The following is a 16,266-nucleotide window of genomic DNA, read 5'->3' as shown; positions in this document are numbered from 1 at the left end:
TTTAAGCAGAAGATGATATTTCTTAAAACAGAAGATGAGATAGAGTTGCTTCGCCAGAGTAATCTGTTGGTTGCAAAAACATTGGCCGAAGTGGCTAAGTTAGTGAAACCAGGAGTTACTACAGGCGAACTTGATAGGGTAGCGGAAGAGTTTATTAGAGATCATGGAGCTATTCCAACCTTCAAGGGTTTTCCCAATCAATTTGGCGATCCGTTTCCTGCTTCTTTGTGTACTTCGGTAAACGACCAAGTTGTTCATGGTATCCCCAGCGATAAAATAGTTCTTAAAGAGGGCGATATTGTATCGGTTGATTGTGGTACTTATATGAATGGCTTTTGTGGCGATTCGGCTTATACTTTTTGTATAGGCGAAGTAAGTGAAGAAGTTCGTAGGTTATTGAAAACAACCAAGGAATCTTTGTATCTGGGTATTGAAAATGCAATTCAGGGAAAAAGACTTGGTGACATAAGTCATGCGATTCAACAGCATTGCGAATCAAACGGTTACGGAGTAGTACGCGAGTTTGTTGGTCATGGAATAGGTAAAGAAATGCACGAAGATCCTCAAGTGCCTAACTATGGTAGAAGAGGATATGGTACCCTCCTGAAAAAAGGGTTGTGTATAGCAATTGAGCCTATGATTACTATGGGTACCCGTCAGATTTCGATGGAAAACGACGACTGGACAGTAAGAACCAGAGACCGCAAATATGCTGCTCATTTTGAGCATACTGTAGCGGTTCAGCCGGGGAAAGCTGATATATTATCATCATTCAAATTTATAGAAGAAGTTTTAGGAGATAAAGCGATTTAAGTATGGCAAAACAATCTGCAATAGAACAAGATGGAGTTATCGTTGAAGCATTGTCTAACGCAATGTTTCGCGTAGAGTTAGAAAACGGACATGAGATAACTGCTCATATCTCGGGTAAAATGCGTATGCACTATATCAAAATATTACCAGGAGATAAAGTAAGAGTTGAAATGTCACCTTACGACCTGTCAAAAGGGAGAATAGTATTCAGATATAAATAAAAAAAAGATATGAAAACTAGAGCATCATTAAAGAAACGTACAGCGGATTGTAAAATCGTAAGACGTAAAGGCCGTTTGTATGTGATTAACAAGAAAAATCCTAAGTATAAACAACGTCAAGGATAATTTGTTATTTTTGCAAAAAAATTAAATTAATATATGGCTATAAGAATAGTTGGTGTAGACTTGCCTCAAAATAAAAGAGGTGAAATTGCGTTGACCTATATATTTGGTATCGGACGCAGTAGTGCTGGTAAAATCCTTGATAAGGCCGGCATTGACAAAGACATTAAAGTGAAAGACTGGACTGATGACCAGGCTGCCAAGATTCGTGAGATTATCGGCGCAGAATTCAAAGTAGAAGGAGATCTTCGTTCGGAAGTTCAATTAAACATTAAGCGATTAATGGATATAGGTTGCTACCGTGGCATACGTCATCGTATTGGTTTACCAGTAAGAGGCCAAAGCACTAAGAATAATGCACGTACTCGTAAGGGTAGAAAGAAAACAGTTGCAAATAAGAAAAAAGCTACTAAATAATAATTGTTGATATGGCAAAAAAAACAGTCGCAGCAAAGAAGAGAAATGTTAAAGTAGATGCTAACGGACAGTTACATGTTCATTCATCTTTCAACAATATTATTGTTTCTCTGGCGAATAGTGAAGGGCAGGTTATATCTTGGTCATCTGCCGGTAAAATGGGATTCAGAGGTTCAAAAAAGAACACTCCTTATGCAGCACAAATGGCTGCCCAGGATTGTGCGAAAATAGCATATGATCTTGGCTTGAGAAAGGTAAAGGCTTATGTTAAAGGACCAGGTAACGGACGTGAGTCTGCTATCAGAACAATACATGGAGCTGGTATTGAAGTTACTGAAATCGTTGATGTAACTCCACTTCCTCACAATGGATGTCGTCCTCCGAAAAGACGTAGAGTTTAATAACTTTAATTAAATGAAACTTGGTTTTGTTATTGGATTGCATTTAAATTCTTCTCTGTAATCGCGGCTGCAACAAACAAGTTCCATGATTTGACAATTTAATAACTGATAAAGAAATGGCTAGATATACTGGACCAAAATCAAAAATAGCTCGTAAGTTCGGTGAACCTATCTTTGGAGCAGATAAAGTTCTTTCTAAGAAGAATTATCCTCCAGGACAACACGGAAACTCAAGAAAGAGAAAAACTTCCGAATATGGTATTCAGCTTCGCGAAAAACAGAAAGCTAAATACACATACGGAGTTTTGGAAAAACAATTCCGTAACTTGTTTGATAAAGCTGCATCAAAGAAAGGTATTACAGGCGAAATCCTTCTTCAAATGTTAGAAGGCCGTCTGGACAATGTAGTATTCCGTTTAGGTATTGCACCTACACGTGCTGCAGCCCGTCAATTGGTTAGCCACAGACACATCACTGTTGATGGAAAAGTGGTAAACATACCTTCTTACGCTGTAGCAGCAGGACAATTGATTGGAGTTCGTGAGAAATCAAAATCATTAGAAGTGATTGCTAACTCATTGGCTGGCTTCAATCATAGCAAATATGCATGGTTAGAATGGGATGAAAACTCTAAAACAGGTAAAATGTTACACATTCCTGAAAGAGCAGACATACCTGAAAACATTAAGGAACATTTGATCGTAGAATTATATTCTAAATAATAATTATTTCATGGCGATATTAGCATTTCAAAAACCTGATAAAGTATTGATGTTGGAAGCGGATTCCAAATTCGGTAAATTCGAATTCCGTCCGTTGGAACCTGGTTTTGGTATTACAGTGGGTAATGCACTGCGCCGTATTCTTCTTTCTTCTTTGGAAGGTTTTGCCATCACTACAATTAAAATTGATGGTGTTGAGCACGAATTCTCAAGCATACCAGGAGTAAGAGAGGATGTTACCAACATAATCTTGAATCTCAAGCAGGTTAGATTTAAACAAGTAGTAGAGGAATTCGAGAGCGAGAAAGTAAGTATAACAATTGAGAATTCAACAGAGTTCAAAGCAGGCGACATAGGTAAGTATCTCACTGGATTTGAAGTGTTAAATCCTGAATTAGTTATTTGTCGTTTGGATGCAAAAGCAACCACGCAGATTGATATTACTATTAACAAAGGTCGTGGGTATGTACCGGCTGAAGAAAACCGCGAATATTGCACCGATGTTAATTCTATTCCAATTGATTCAATTTACACACCGATACGTAATGTCTTGTACAATGTAGAAAACTTCCGTGTAGAACAGAAGACTGACTACGAAAAACTTGTATTTGAGATTACTACCGATGGTTCCATACACCCGAAAGAAGCGCTGAAAGAAGCAGCTAAAATTCTTATTTACCACTTCATGTTGTTCTCGGACGAGAAAATCACGCTCGAAACAACAGATGTGGATGGTAACGAAGAGTTTGACGAAGAAGTTCTTCACATGCGTCAGTTGTTGAAAACCAAACTTGTTGATATGGACTTGTCAGTACGTGCACTTAACTGCTTGAAAGCTGCTGACGTAGAAACATTAGGCGACTTGGTACAGTTCAACAAAACAGATCTGCTGAAATTCAGAAACTTCGGAAAGAAATCGCTTACCGAGCTTGATGATTTGCTGGAAAGTCTGAATCTGTCGTTTGGAACCGATATTTCTAAATATAAATTAGATAAAGATTAAAAATGAGACACAATAAAAAGTTCAACCATTTAGGTCGTACTGCTTCTCATAGAAATGCTATGTTATCGAACATGGCATGTTCTTTGATTGAGCACAAAAGAATCACTACGACTGTACAAAAGGCTAAAGCACTGAAGAAGTTCGTTGAGCCTTTGATTACAAAATCAAAAGACGACACAACAAACTCTCGTCGTGTTGTTTTCAGTAATTTACAAGACAAACGCGCTGTAACAGAATTGTTCAAGGAAATCTCTGTTAAGATTGGTGATCGTCCGGGTGGATATACTCGTATCATCAAAACAGGTCGTCGTTTAGGTGACAATGCAGAAATGTGTTTCATTGAATTGGTAGACTACAACGAAAACATGTTGAAAGAAACAACTACCAAGAAAGCTACACGTACTCGTCGTTCAAGAAAAGCGAGTGCAAAAGAAACTCCTGCTGCTGAAACTACTACACCAACAGTTGAAGCACCAGCAGTTGAAGAAGCAAAAGAGCCAACAGCTGAATAATCAGATTCTTATAGATATGAAAAAGGCTACTCGTAAATCGGGTAGCCTTTTTCTGTATTGATCAATTCCAGATCATTTGGTTTTAATATTCCAATACGCGGGGAAGTGTTTTGGCTTCTTCTACCCATTTTTCTACTTCTTTTAATGAAGGAGTGCGGCGGGTAAGTTTCTTTTGCTCATTAACTTCTTCCATTTTTGCACATAAATTGTCGGGTCTTCTTTGAGCCAGTTCGGGTACAGTATCAACTCCTGCTGCTTCAAGAAGCTCGGAAAACTCTTGTCCTACTCCGGTAATGCGAAACAAATCAACCATGTTAGCGAATCTCAAGATCAGTTTTTCTGAGATATCAGTTTTTTCTGCAAGATTCTTTCTTTGGGTTTTTGTTTTTACATTTTCTAATAATTTGTCGGTGGTGTTAATTCCTTCTGCCCGGAATTTCTCCCCCATAACAGGCCCAATGCCTTCGATTTCTTCAATTTTGTAATTAGCCATACTAAATAAGGTTTTTCGGTCCTCGTTGTTGAACGGGACATGTTTTTAAAAATACAGTCTCTCAATAACCGACCAAAAATAAGAATAAATATTCAATAAATAGTTAATTGCTAATGGCAATCTTACTCAACTGCGAGATTTTTCTCACATCTGTATAGTCGTATTGGTACAATCCATCATCTGCAATCATCATCAAAACATTATTATAAGGTATTAGGTCGTATCCCTCCATTCCTGCGTAATGAGCCAGTTGATGAGCCATTAATGTCAGTGGGTCCGAGGCATCAAAAATCTTCAAACCATCATCGCAGATAAATAAGATGCCGTTATCTATGCCAATGCCTTTAGGCTTGGTCATGGCGTACGATACAAGCATCTTAGGAGCCTTTACATCGCTCACATCATAAATTATTAACTCGTTATTATTTTGCCCGCAGAAGTTACCCGAGTGAATGGTTACATAAGCAATATCGTTTTCAACCACAACAGGATCGCAACCATTTATATGCCAGGTGGTAGACATGCGCTCGGGTGCAATTGGATTTTCAACAGAATAGATAGACATGCCGGTAGGCGTTCCTAAGAACATGTGATCTTTGTAATAGAATATAGTTTCAACTTCAAAGCCAACATATAAATCCTCAACAGGTTTTGTAGGGGTGTCGGTCGATATATCAATAATACTCATCATGTTGTTCATTACAGTATAAAGATAACCCTTATGTGTGCTGAAGCGCGACATAGAACCATTTATTCCGGCACTTTCTGATGAACCACCTGGCGACTCAGCCATCATATCATCTTTGTAATGGTAAATGGTTTCTTCCCGCCTTACTCTGTTCCAGCCAACAACTATTTTATCTCTGTTTTTTTCGGAATAACAAGCGTTATAATCATAAATATCGGTAAAATCGTATATGGGCAGTGCATATTTAAATGCATTCTCAAGTCTTCCTGTATATACAGGTTTGGCCGGATTGCTGATGTCAAAATATACCAGATCAATAAAATGATCGGCATATAGCTTGTTATTGTAGATGGCGATATCTACATTGCCATCAAGTTCAATGAAACCCACATTCTGAGGTGCGGCAGGGTTTCTATTGTCGATAATGTGTATTCCTTTTTGAGGTTCCGAAATATACAGGTAGCCTTCGTAGAAGCATAGTTTACCCTGCTTTTCCATCTCCTGTGGAACTTGGGTAACAATTGATCGCGAACGGAGTTCGGTGGCCGAAACAAATACCGGTTCATTGATGTAATAAACCACTTTCTCTTTTACAGTGTCACTACATGCCGAGAGTAGGCCCGCCAGTACTGCACACATTGCATAAATTACTTTTTTCATAATTGACTAGTATTAAATTAAAATATCGTTGTGGCACGTTGCCGTTTTAAAAATCAAACCGTATGCCCATCCCAAAACCCAGGTTAACAGGATTATCGGTACGGGTACTAATAGGCTGGTTATTGTCGAAGAAATAAGATATTCTTGGCTCGGCATACAGGCTCCACTCTTTATAGAAGCGATAAGCAATGCCAAATGATCCGTTTATTGACCACTGCAACCCTGATATAGATGTTTTTACAGTTGCTTTCTCTTCCTTGTTTGCCCTGTATGTATGCTGTGTGTACACTGAACGAAGCCCCTTTTCGGCCATTACTCCGCTAGATGCATAGATGTTCCACTTAGGGTTGTTCCATAAGTCAATGTGCAGATTAACCGGAATGCCCAGGTAGTGCAAACCCAGTTTACCTTTCATTGAGTTGGCGCCACCGTTCTTCTTTAAATTGGTAGAAAGGTATGTATAAACCAAACCTGTTTCAACAGAAAAGTTCTTTCCTAATCTCTTTCGTGCTGTAATACCAAAAGACAATGGGGTATTGTAGCTGATGTCGTCGCAGTTATCTGGTGTTAGTTCAAGCGTATAATCCGGTGGGGTTGGTATGGAACTGGAACCGTCGTTTTCGTTAGGAGAATCCGCATGATATACAAAATCTTCACTACTCATCGAAATATTGCCCATCGCTAATAAACCTGCGCCAATCTGCCAGCTCTTCTTTTGTTTGGCTTTGATTGATGCGTTTCTATCCGGCAAAACAGGCAATTCCGTTTTCTTTTTCTTTTCTTCCACAACACGTTCTTCCTTTGGATCATCTACAGATACTTGCTTGGTATCTACAACCGTAGGGATATCAGTCAACAGTTCTTTCTCTTGTACTGTAGGAATATCAGTCTCCATTGTACGTTGAGTATTTCCCGCATGGTATTTCCCTCTGGAGGGGGGTAGGGGGGTGGCTTGGGGCACAATATCATCCGTTACAACATCGGTCTTTATCTCTTCATTTACAACCTCAGTGTAGGTAGATGGCATTTCTGTTGTTTCTTTATTTGTTGGGATATTAATCAATAGCAATAAAGCAAATACAGCAACAGCACCTGCAACCCACAACGCTTTCCTGATAAAAAGCCCCTGCCGTTTTTTCTGCAGGCGTTGCTCTATCTCATCCCAGCAAGCATCGTCAGGAGGCAACCGATGATCTTTCAGCTGTTGCTGCATATAGCTGCTGAAATAATCACGATGATGATTTAGCTCTTTGTTGTCTGACATTTTCTTCCTTTATTAACAGTTCTAACTTCTTTTGTAAAGCACTTCGGGAACGGATGAATTGCGACCGTGATGTTATTTCACTGATTCCAAGCATTTCTCCGATTTCGCGATGTGAATATCCTTCAATAGCATGCAGATTGAAAACGGTACGATACCCTACAGGTAACTCTGCCACACAAGATAACAGATCATCAGCCGAAAGACTGTCGAGAGCAGATATTTCTGTATCTTCCAGTTTGTCCGGGTATTCGTCGATAGATGTAAATACGTTCATTTTTTCGGTTTTCCGGAGGTGTTCGAGTGCGGTAGTCATAAAAATACGATATATCCATCCACCAAAAGCTCCGGTGCCCGAATAGGTGTTCATTTTGGTAAAAACCTTTATGAATCCATCTTGCAATAAATCGCGTGCCGTTTCCTTATCGCCCACATAACGCAGACAAAGACTCATCATGGCAGGAGCATACATCTCGTATAGTTTCTTACGAGCCCATGATTCTCCCCGTCTGCATCCTGTGATAAACAATTGTTCGTCCATATAAAATATGCTCTCTATTTATATGATGAAAAAGCGTTCGGAAACGTTGCATCAACTTTTATAAAATTTACGATTTTATGTTTTTTCGATGTTTTCGTCTCACGCCTATGGTACAAAAGTGCCACGCTTGTGATACAAAAGTATCTTAGTAGTGATACTTTTGTATCATGCCTGTGGTACTTTTTTCTCACGCCTAAAAAAATAGTGGTACTTTTGTGCCAGCGTTAAAAAGATGGTGGTACTGCAATTTGTTGATTGTTAATTATTTAATTATTGGTTAGTTCCTCTTTGCTGCAAAGATAAACGGATTTATAAAAAACGGAACAATATTATACCAATAAACATTATCTTTGTTATCACTAAAGAGAGTAATCATGATGGCAAACAATATTAAAAATATTCCGTATGGGTTGAGCGATTATGAGCGCATAGCACGTGATAATTACTACTATGTAGATAAAACCCACTTCATCCCTTTGATTGAGCAGGCAGCTTCCTACTTCTTCCTGATTCGTCCCCGGCGATTTGGCAAAAGCCTGCTGCTTAACATGCTCGACTCTTATTATGATATTAACAATGCCGACCGGTTTGAGGAACTTTTTGGCGAACGTTGGATTTACCAAAACCCTACCAACCTACGGGCAAAGTTCCTGATACTACGCTTTAACTTTTCGGCGGTCGACTCGCATCCGGAACGTTTAGAAACTTCGTTTGAAGAGCATTGCACCGAACAGTTTGTTATATTTGCAAACCGCTATGAGCATCTTTTTCAAGCCAATTTCCGCGAAGAACTGATGAAACGAGGCAGCGCCACAGCACGCCTGCAATATATTAATGGATGTGCCAGCGAACAGGGTTTGCGTATCTACCTCATCATCGACGAGTACGATAACTTCACTAATTCCATTCTTGCCAATATAGGAAAAAAAGCCTATCAAGAAGCTACACATGGCGATGGTTTCTTCCGTTTCTTCTTCAACGTAATCAAGGTAATGACTACCGGTAGTGGCATGGCATTAGAACGCATGTTTATTACCGGAGTAAGCCCCATTACACTGGATGATGTAACTTCGGGATTTAATATTGGTACCAATTTTACTACCGATGCACAGTTTAATAACATAGTGGGTTTCTCCGAACCAGAGCTACGCACCATGCTGGAATACTACCACGAACATGGAATGTTGAAAATGGATGTAGATGAGATGATAAAGGAGATGAAGCCTTGGTATGACAATTATTGCTTTTCTACAAAAAGTTTAAGCGAAAGTATGTACAACTCTGATATGGCACTTTACTACATTAGTCATTGTTTACGTAGTGGTTATCCTCCCGAAGAGATGATTGATAAAAACATCCGTACCGACTATAATAAGCTACGGCATCTGATTAAGATTGATAAAGAACTGGGGCAAAACTTCTCTGTTATCCGCGAGATAGTAGAAACCGGGCAAACCACTGCCCTTCTTAACAGTGGTTTTTCGGTAGAGCAGATGGTAGACCCCAACAATTTTAAGTCACTGCTTTATTATTTCGGACTGTTGAGTATACAAGGAAGGTACCGGGGAGATGCTGTTTTAATCATCCCTAACCATACTGTTCGCGAACAGATATATACTTATTTAATAGAGAGTCTGTCCGATAGCGATATCTTCCGGATTGATTTCTATCAGTTAGGGAACCTGATAAAAGAAATGGCTTATCAGGGAGAATGGAAACCAGTATTCTCTTTCATTGCCTCCGAACTGGAAAAGCAGAGCCGCGTACGCGAGTTTATCGATGGCGAAGCACATGTAAAAGGTTTCTTGTTGGCCTATCTGGGAATGACGCACTATTATATGTTACTGCCCGAATATGAACTGGCCAAAGGATATGCCGATTTCTATTTCCAGCCCAGTACGCAACTACCCGACATGGAGTATGCCTACCTGTTAGAAGTAAAATACCTGAAACGAGCCGATTCGGATGCCCACATTACCACATTGAAAGAGGAAGCCCGGGCACAACTGCTGAAATATGCTTCGGACAATATAGTAACAAGTACCATTGGCGAAGCAAAGCTACGACTTATCACTGTGGTATTTCGCGGCTGGGAGCTGGTGGAGATGGAGGAGGTGTTTCAGGAAGAATGCTAAGGACTCTCTGATTTTACACTACCGCTATCCCCATTTTCTTCATTAAGAAGCAGGCGTTCATGTTTTGTGCAACCCCTTCCCGTAGTTGGTAAGAGAATGTCAATTCGTTGTTGGTAATATCCGCTTCGAAGCGGTAGTTGCTTATATTATCAGGAAAGTCTTTGATTAGCGTGCCCAACAGTAAATCGTGTGTAGCTATAATGCCGTTCGCATTCAATTCCATGAATTGTGTTATCAGTGCAAACGATCCCTTTTGTTTATCAACAGAGTTGGTTCCTTTCAGTATCTCATCTAATATAATGAAAAGCTCTTCGCCGGCATTTAACTTGTCAATAATGAGTTTAAGCCTTTTCAGCTCGGCAAAGAAGTACGATTCATCATCGGTCAGCGAGTCGCTTGTGCGCAGGCTGGTAATTAGTAGGGTGGGGTAGAGGGTTAGTTTATCGGCAAAAACAGGTGCTCCCATACATGCCAGCAAGTAGTTTACCCCAATAGTACGCAGGTAGGTACTTTTGCCCGCCATATTAGCTCCTGTAATAATAATGAAGTAAGGACGTTTTTCCATGTCGATGTCGTTTCTTACACATTTACGGCGATTCATTAACGGATGCCCCAGAGCTTTGCCCTCTAAATGGAATGATTTATTGGTGATTTCTGCAAACGTAAAATCCGGATTGTTATAAGTAAATGTCGATAATGAACAGATGGAATCCATCAAAGCAATGGCCTTCAGCCATTTGGGTAGTTCGTTGGCACACTCTTCTTTCCATGCTTCTATCTTCATAATTTGTTTGAGTTCCCAAAACATCAAACTGTTTAAAATAAGTAACATAAACATGTTATTTCGCTGATCGAGTGCATCCATCAATGTTGATAAACGCTTTACCGATTGTGAGGCTGTTTTTTTATTGGTTCCAACCAATGCCTTGATATCTTTAAGAAGGGCAGAACTGACCTCTTTTTCTTCTATCAGTTGAATAAGATGAGCGTATGTACCCAGAATTTGCATCTTTTTCCCATACATATTTTGTACCTTGGTGATGCCTTTTTGAAAGCCCAGACTAATCATGAAAATAATAGCCAACACTATCCATACAACCGAAAAAGGGATAATGTTGAGCATGGCCAGCGTAAACAGTACAATGTTACCACTCAGAATAAGTGCAGGTAATAGCTTAAAAAAAGAGTTACTGCTGTAATGACTGGGGCTTTGTGCCCAGGTGTTTATCTCCTTTTCGTCGGCTATTTCGCCTTTATAAAGCAAACCAAGGATGCGGAAACGTTGGCGGAATTTTAAATCTTCCGACAGTTCTTTTACCGCTTTCTGTCTCTCTTCTATATCTTCTTTTTTTTGTAGATGCTTATTGAACCATTCGGCCAATTGACTTTTCCCAAGGTGGGTAGATGTTCTGTTTATATCCTGAAACAATGAGTTATCCCCAAATACATCGAGGTCGTAAGTGTATAAATGTGATGGGTCGATAAACTCCCTCCCTCCATCGAACGAAGAGAAATCGTATTCTAAGGCGCGAAGTTCCTGCTCGTTAATCTCTATCTTCTTTTCCAGATAGTCTTTTTTGTAGAAGAGTTTATTGTGGTACTTAACCAATGCAAGAAACGGAACAAATGTAATCAGAATAACACCAGCCAATAGATACCATGCTGATGACCAAAAATAAATGATTCCTGCAATGCCTGCCAGGAACAAGGCTATCCTGATAAAACTGATGTTATAAATCTGTTTTTGTACTTTAGTCAGCTTATCGCGGGTTTTGCCAACAATATTTTCGTAAGTTGCTTTAATGCCATTTAGTTGTTCCATGTGTTTTTAGTTATAACTGAACCACAAATGTACAACAAGAATATTACTTTTTTGATTTATTATTTGCTTGGAATACACAAATAATGTAACTTTCCATTTTGATAAACCTATTGTTGAATATTGCGCTATGAAAATTTTGTGGATTATCCTCTTGCTATCGGCTCTGGCTCTTCCGGGGAAGGCTCAAACCATTGTTTACCATACCCCAAATGATTTTATTACCCATAACGGCGATACAATTCATGCGCCATCCAAACTTATTGTTGAAAAGCGAAGTATAAACCGGCAATTGCTTAAAACCGGTGGCGATTATCATATCACTTCTAACCGAACCATGATTCGTAAAGGGCTACGAAGGAAATATTTTGCTGTTCAGGTTGACTCTAATTTATATGTGAACTGCAAGAATTTGAAGATAAAGAAATTCAGCTTTGGAAAGTGCTATGCTCCTGCTTTGGCTATAGGCAACAAAGTTTATTTCTGTGCGGTTCCTATAGGACCGGCTGCCGTATCGGTTGTTGATCGTGGAATTGGTATGGGGGCTGTGGGCGAAGCTATTGCAACTTCGGCAGCTGTAACTCAGCGGGTATTTTATGAGATTGATTGTACCACAGGGATAGTAGAGTTTGTGGGGAAAGATAAAATGATGGAACTACTTAATGACTATCCCAAATTGAAAGAAGAATATCAGAAGGAGAATAGTGAAGAAGCCCATGTGGTAGGGAAGTATCTGAAAGAATTGAAATAAATAAATATCAGGATGTAAAAAGAGCGGGAATAGTTATCAACCATTCCCGCTCTTTATATATTTAAGCTAACTTATTATTGTTTCTCCGGACGAGGAAGCAAAACTTTTCTTGAAAGCTTGAACTTGCCTGTTTTAGGATCAATATCGAGTAACTTCACATCAATAGTATCACCTTCTTTAATTCCGGCATCTTCAATCTTTTCAATACGTTTCCAGTCTATTTCCGAGATGTGCAACAAGCCATCTTTACCTGGTAGGAATTCAACAAACACCCCATAAGGCATTACCGAGCGTACTTTACCCGGATATACTTCACCAATTTCGGGAATAGCAACTATGCCCTTAATTATGCGTGTGGCATCATCAATACTTTGTTTGTTTGTTCCTGAGATCTCGATTCTACCGCTACCGTTAATTTCTTCAATGGTAATTGTAGTACCGGTATCTTCTTGCATACCTTGAATGATTTTTCCACCCGGGCCAATGATTGCTCCGATAAATTCTTTCGGTATAATCATTGTTTCAATACGTGGAGCATGATCCTTCATATCGGTACGAGGCTCAGGCATAGTTTCGGTAATCTTACCCAAAATGTGCATACGTCCTTCTTTAGCCTGGTTCAAAGCAGTTTCAAGAATCTCGAACGAAAGTCCGTCTACTTTAATATCCATTTGAGTGGCAGTAATACCGTCTTTGGTTCCGGTAACTTTAAAGTCCATATCACCTAAGTGGTCTTCGTCGCCAAGGATATCCGAAAGCACTGCGTATTTAGCTTCTCCTGCGTTTTTGATAAGTCCCATAGCAATACCCGAAACCGGTTTGCTGATATTTACGCCGGCATCCATAAGTGCAAGTGTTCCTGCACAAACTGTAGCCATAGACGAAGAACCGTTCGATTCCAGAATATCCGAAACCACGCGAACTACATAAGGGAAATCGGCCGGAATAACACCTTTCAGTGCTCTGTGTGCCAGATTACCGTGACCAATTTCACGACGGCCAACGGCACGTTGTGGTCTTGCTTCGCCTGTTGAGAATGGAGGGAAATTATAGTGTAACAAGAAACGTTCTTTACCATGTACAAGTACATCGTCTACAATTTTCTCGTCTAACTTGGTACCTAAAGTAACCGATGTAAGCGATTGAGTTTCGCCACGGGTAAATACAGCCGATCCGTGTGGTCCCGGCAGATAATCTACCTCGCACCAAATTGGGCGTATTTGTGTTGTATTACGTCCGTCAAGGCGTTTGCCTTCGTCGAGAATGCAACGGCGCATAGCTTCTTTTTCTACATCGTGATAGTAGCGGTCAATCAAAGCACCTTTTTCTGCCAATTCTTCTTCAGCGTATTGTGCTTTAAATTCATCGCGGATAGCCATGAAGTTGTCATGACGTTCGTGCTTATTTGCATTACCCGATGCTGCAACAGCATACACCTTATCGTAACACTCTTTGCGAACTTTTTCACGAAGCTCTTCATCGTTCGTTTCATGGTTGTATTCGCGTTTTACAGTTTTACCAACCATTTCGGTTAGTTCCATCTGTGCTTTGCAATGAACTTTAATTGCTTCGTGTGCAACCTTCATTGCTTCAAGAAGTTCGGCTTCGGATACTTCTTTCATTTCGCCTTCTACCATCATGATGTTGTCCATAGTAGCGGCTACCATGATGTCCATATCAGCCTCTTCGAGTTGAGAGAATGTAGGATTGATAACGAATTGACCGTTAATACGGGCAACGCGTACTTCAGAAATCGGACCGTTAAACGGAATGTCTGAAACAGCCAGAGCAGCAGATGCTGCTAATCCTGCCAATGCATCGGGCATATCAACTCCGTCGGCCGAATAAAGGATTATATTAACAAAAACGTCTGCGTGATAATTGTCGGGGAAAAGTGGGCGGAGAGCTCTGTCGACCAAGCGGCTGGTAAGGATTTCATAATCGGATGCTCTTCCTTCTCTTTTTGTAAATCCACCTGGGAAACGGCCAAAGGCGGCGAATTTTTCTTTATACTCTACCTGAAGCGGCATAAAATCTGTTCCGGGAACTGCGTCTTTTGCGGCAACCACAGTAGCAAGTAACATCGTATTTCCCATACGTAACATCACAGCGCCATCTGCTTGTTTTGCCAATTTCCCAGTCTCGAGTGTAATGGTTCTGCCATCTCCCAACTCGATTGTTTTAACAATTGGGTTAATCATAAAAATTGTTTTATCTATATTTTTCTTCAAAAATTCATGCAAAGGTAAACAAAGTATTTGTAAATCAGCGGAATTTAACCTACATTATTCTTACCCGATTCTAAGAAAACACGTATCTTTAGCACGAATTTAAAACTATAATCTAATGAAACTATTTAAAAAACCCTACGTTTTAGTAATGAGCATAGCCATTGGCATGCTTAGCTCGTGTAGCGAGAAACCACAAAACACGTTAACGGAACAAGAGATTGCCGATGGATGGAAATTGCTGTTCGACGGAAGTACTATGAATGGCTGGCGCGATTATAATGGTACTGCCCTTACCGAGCCCTGGCATGTTGTTGATGGTTGCATACAGGCTAAAGGCGAGGGAAGCGACGGAACGGGATACATTGTAACCGATAAAGAATACGCTAACTTTGAACTTCAATGGGATTTTAAACTTTCGAAAGGGGGCAATAGCGGTATGTTGTATCATGTGGTAGAGCGTCCGGAGTTTAAGGTTCCGTATGTTACCGGACCCGAGTACCAATTGCTTGATGTTCCAAACTTTGAAGGCGATTTGGAAGAGTGGCAAAAGATGGGTGTAGACTATGCAATGTATTTGCCCGACCAAACAAAGATGAAAGTAAACCCTTATGGGGAATGGAATACAGCAAAAATAGTATTCGACAATGGCCATGTTGAACATTGGATGAATGGAGTTAAGATACTGGAATTCGAAGCCTGGACCGAAGATTGGTTTAAAAGAAAAAACAGCGGAAAATGGGAGAATGCACCCGAGTACGGATTGGCTCCAACAGGTGTGCTTTGCTTGCAAGATCATGGATACCCAGCATCATTCAGAAATATCAAGATTAAAGAACTGCCTGTTAAATCGCAGGAGGTTGAATTGTTCAATGGCAAAGACCTTACCGGATGGGTAAAATACGGACCCGAAAAGTGGTATGTTGAAAACGATCTGTTGGTTTGTGAAAGCGGACCCGAAAAGAAATATGGTTATTTGGGAACCGAAAGATATTTCCAGGATTTTGATTTAACATTAGAGTTTAAACAGGAAGCTGATGGAAACTCAGGTGTATTTATCCGTTCGTATATGAAGAACCCTGCCAATGTAGAGATTAGTGGATGGCAGGTAGAAGTGGCTCCTCCCAATATGCATACAGGTGGCATTTACGAGTCGTACGGCCGCGGATGGGTTATCAAACCCGCACCCGAAAAAGAAAAAGCGCTGAAAATGGGTGAATGGAATACCATGCGCATTCTTGTGCAAGGCGATAAAGTTACATCATGGCTCAACGGAGAGGAAATGGTGGACTGGCAGGATGAGAAATTTGCTAAAGGTAAAGGACGTATTTGTCTTCAGATTCACGACGGGGGCGGTATTAAAGTTTATTGGAGAAATATTAACCCAACTTTCACTCTTAAAAATAATTTTCATAAAAATTGCACTTCTATTTCCCACTATGTCAATCATAACATATTGAGAATCAATTATAGGATTG

The 16,266-nt window shown here is 40.1% G+C and carries 17 protein-coding genes; 11 read left to right on the top strand and 6 right to left on the bottom strand.

What is annotated here, in order from left to right:
* The first annotated feature begins 12 nt into the window (after positions 1–12).
* The 8 genes from map to rplQ all read left to right on the top strand — a co-directional run bounded on the left by map (position 13) and on the right by rplQ (position 4,212).
* Complete coding sequence (gene map, locus D0T85_RS04865) at positions 13–813, top strand: type I methionyl aminopeptidase (protein ID WP_163210816.1); 801 nt, start codon at positions 13–15, stop codon at positions 811–813.
* 2 nt (positions 814–815) lie between these two features.
* Positions 816–1,034, top strand: a complete 219-nt coding sequence (gene infA / locus D0T85_RS04860) for a translation initiation factor IF-1 (RefSeq protein ID WP_002558052.1) — start codon at positions 816–818, stop codon at positions 1,032–1,034.
* Between the two features lie 9 nt (positions 1,035–1,043).
* Positions 1,044–1,160 (top strand): type B 50S ribosomal protein L36, encoded by a 117-nt coding sequence (gene ykgO, locus D0T85_RS04855; RefSeq protein ID WP_163210814.1) that lies wholly within the window; start codon positions 1,044–1,046, stop codon positions 1,158–1,160.
* Between the two features lie 33 nt (positions 1,161–1,193).
* Complete coding sequence (gene rpsM / locus D0T85_RS04850) at positions 1,194–1,574, top strand: 30S ribosomal protein S13 (protein ID WP_163210812.1); 381 nt, start codon at positions 1,194–1,196, stop codon at positions 1,572–1,574.
* A gap of 11 nt (positions 1,575–1,585) precedes the next feature.
* Positions 1,586–1,975, top strand: coding sequence for a 30S ribosomal protein S11 (gene rpsK / locus D0T85_RS04845; protein ID WP_163210810.1), 390 nt, complete (start codon positions 1,586–1,588; stop codon positions 1,973–1,975).
* Between the two features lie 116 nt (positions 1,976–2,091).
* Entirely contained in the window at positions 2,092–2,697 is a 606-nt protein-coding gene (gene rpsD, locus D0T85_RS04840; protein ID WP_163210808.1) for a 30S ribosomal protein S4, read from the top strand.
* Positions 2,698–2,707: 10 nt separating this feature from the next.
* On the top strand, positions 2,708–3,700 hold the full coding sequence (locus D0T85_RS04835; protein WP_163210806.1) for a DNA-directed RNA polymerase subunit alpha: 993 nt from the start codon (positions 2,708–2,710) through the stop codon (positions 3,698–3,700).
* Between the two features lie 2 nt (positions 3,701–3,702).
* Positions 3,703–4,212, top strand: coding sequence for a 50S ribosomal protein L17 (gene rplQ, locus D0T85_RS04830; RefSeq protein ID WP_163210804.1), 510 nt, complete (start codon positions 3,703–3,705; stop codon positions 4,210–4,212).
* Between the two features lie 82 nt (positions 4,213–4,294).
* On the opposite strand, the gene D0T85_RS04825 is transcribed toward rplQ, so the two are convergent.
* The 4 genes from D0T85_RS04825 to D0T85_RS04810 all read right to left on the bottom strand — a co-directional run bounded on the left by D0T85_RS04825 (position 4,295) and on the right by D0T85_RS04810 (position 7,855).
* A complete protein-coding gene (locus D0T85_RS04825; RefSeq protein WP_163210802.1) occupies positions 4,295–4,705 on the bottom strand; it encodes a DUF4332 domain-containing protein in 411 nt (136 codons plus the stop codon).
* A gap of 103 nt (positions 4,706–4,808) precedes the next feature.
* A complete protein-coding gene (locus D0T85_RS04820; protein ID WP_163210801.1) occupies positions 4,809–6,053 on the bottom strand; it encodes an LVIVD repeat-containing protein in 1,245 nt (414 codons plus the stop codon).
* 46 nt (positions 6,054–6,099) lie between these two features.
* Positions 6,100–7,317, bottom strand: a complete 1,218-nt coding sequence (locus D0T85_RS04815; RefSeq protein ID WP_163210799.1) for an outer membrane beta-barrel protein — start codon at positions 7,315–7,317, stop codon at positions 6,100–6,102.
* Positions 7,283–7,855: an RNA polymerase sigma factor gene (locus D0T85_RS04810; RefSeq protein WP_163210797.1), complete on the bottom strand. Its 573-nt coding sequence runs from the start codon at positions 7,853–7,855 to the stop codon at positions 7,283–7,285. Before D0T85_RS04810 ends, D0T85_RS04815 begins: the two co-directional genes overlap by 35 nt.
* 374 nt (positions 7,856–8,229) lie before the next feature.
* On the opposite strand from D0T85_RS04810, the gene D0T85_RS04805 reads away from it, so the two are divergent.
* Complete coding sequence (locus tag D0T85_RS04805) at positions 8,230–9,990, top strand: AAA family ATPase (RefSeq protein WP_370459930.1); 1,761 nt, start codon at positions 8,230–8,232, stop codon at positions 9,988–9,990.
* A 13-nt stretch (positions 9,991–10,003) separates the two neighbouring features.
* Here the strand turns inward: D0T85_RS04805 and D0T85_RS04800 are convergent, their stop codons facing one another.
* Complete coding sequence (locus D0T85_RS04800) at positions 10,004–11,812, bottom strand: MutS family DNA mismatch repair protein (protein ID WP_163210794.1); 1,809 nt, start codon at positions 11,810–11,812, stop codon at positions 10,004–10,006.
* Positions 11,813–11,939: 127 nt separating this feature from the next.
* Here D0T85_RS04800 and D0T85_RS04795 point away from each other — a divergent pair, with 127 nt between their 5' ends.
* Positions 11,940–12,560 (top strand): DUF6563 family protein, encoded by a 621-nt coding sequence (locus D0T85_RS04795; RefSeq protein ID WP_163210792.1) that lies wholly within the window; start codon positions 11,940–11,942, stop codon positions 12,558–12,560.
* A 74-nt stretch (positions 12,561–12,634) separates the two neighbouring features.
* On the opposite strand, the gene pnp is transcribed toward D0T85_RS04795, so the two are convergent.
* Positions 12,635–14,761, bottom strand: coding sequence for a polyribonucleotide nucleotidyltransferase (pnp, locus tag D0T85_RS04790; protein WP_163210790.1), 2,127 nt, complete (start codon positions 14,759–14,761; stop codon positions 12,635–12,637).
* Positions 14,762–14,939: 178 nt separating this feature from the next.
* On the opposite strand from pnp, the gene D0T85_RS04785 reads away from it, so the two are divergent.
* The coding region (locus D0T85_RS04785; RefSeq protein WP_370459933.1) for a DUF1080 domain-containing protein at positions 14,940–16,266 on the top strand (1,327 nt) is incomplete at its 3' end.

It is taken from the genome of Bacteroides sp. 519, assembly GCF_010500955.1.
Taxonomy (GTDB): Bacteria; Bacteroidota; Bacteroidia; order Bacteroidales; family Bacteroidaceae; genus Bacteroides.
Note: the sequence above shows the minus strand (reverse complement) of the source record. Positions and strands in the feature narration are given on the sequence as shown.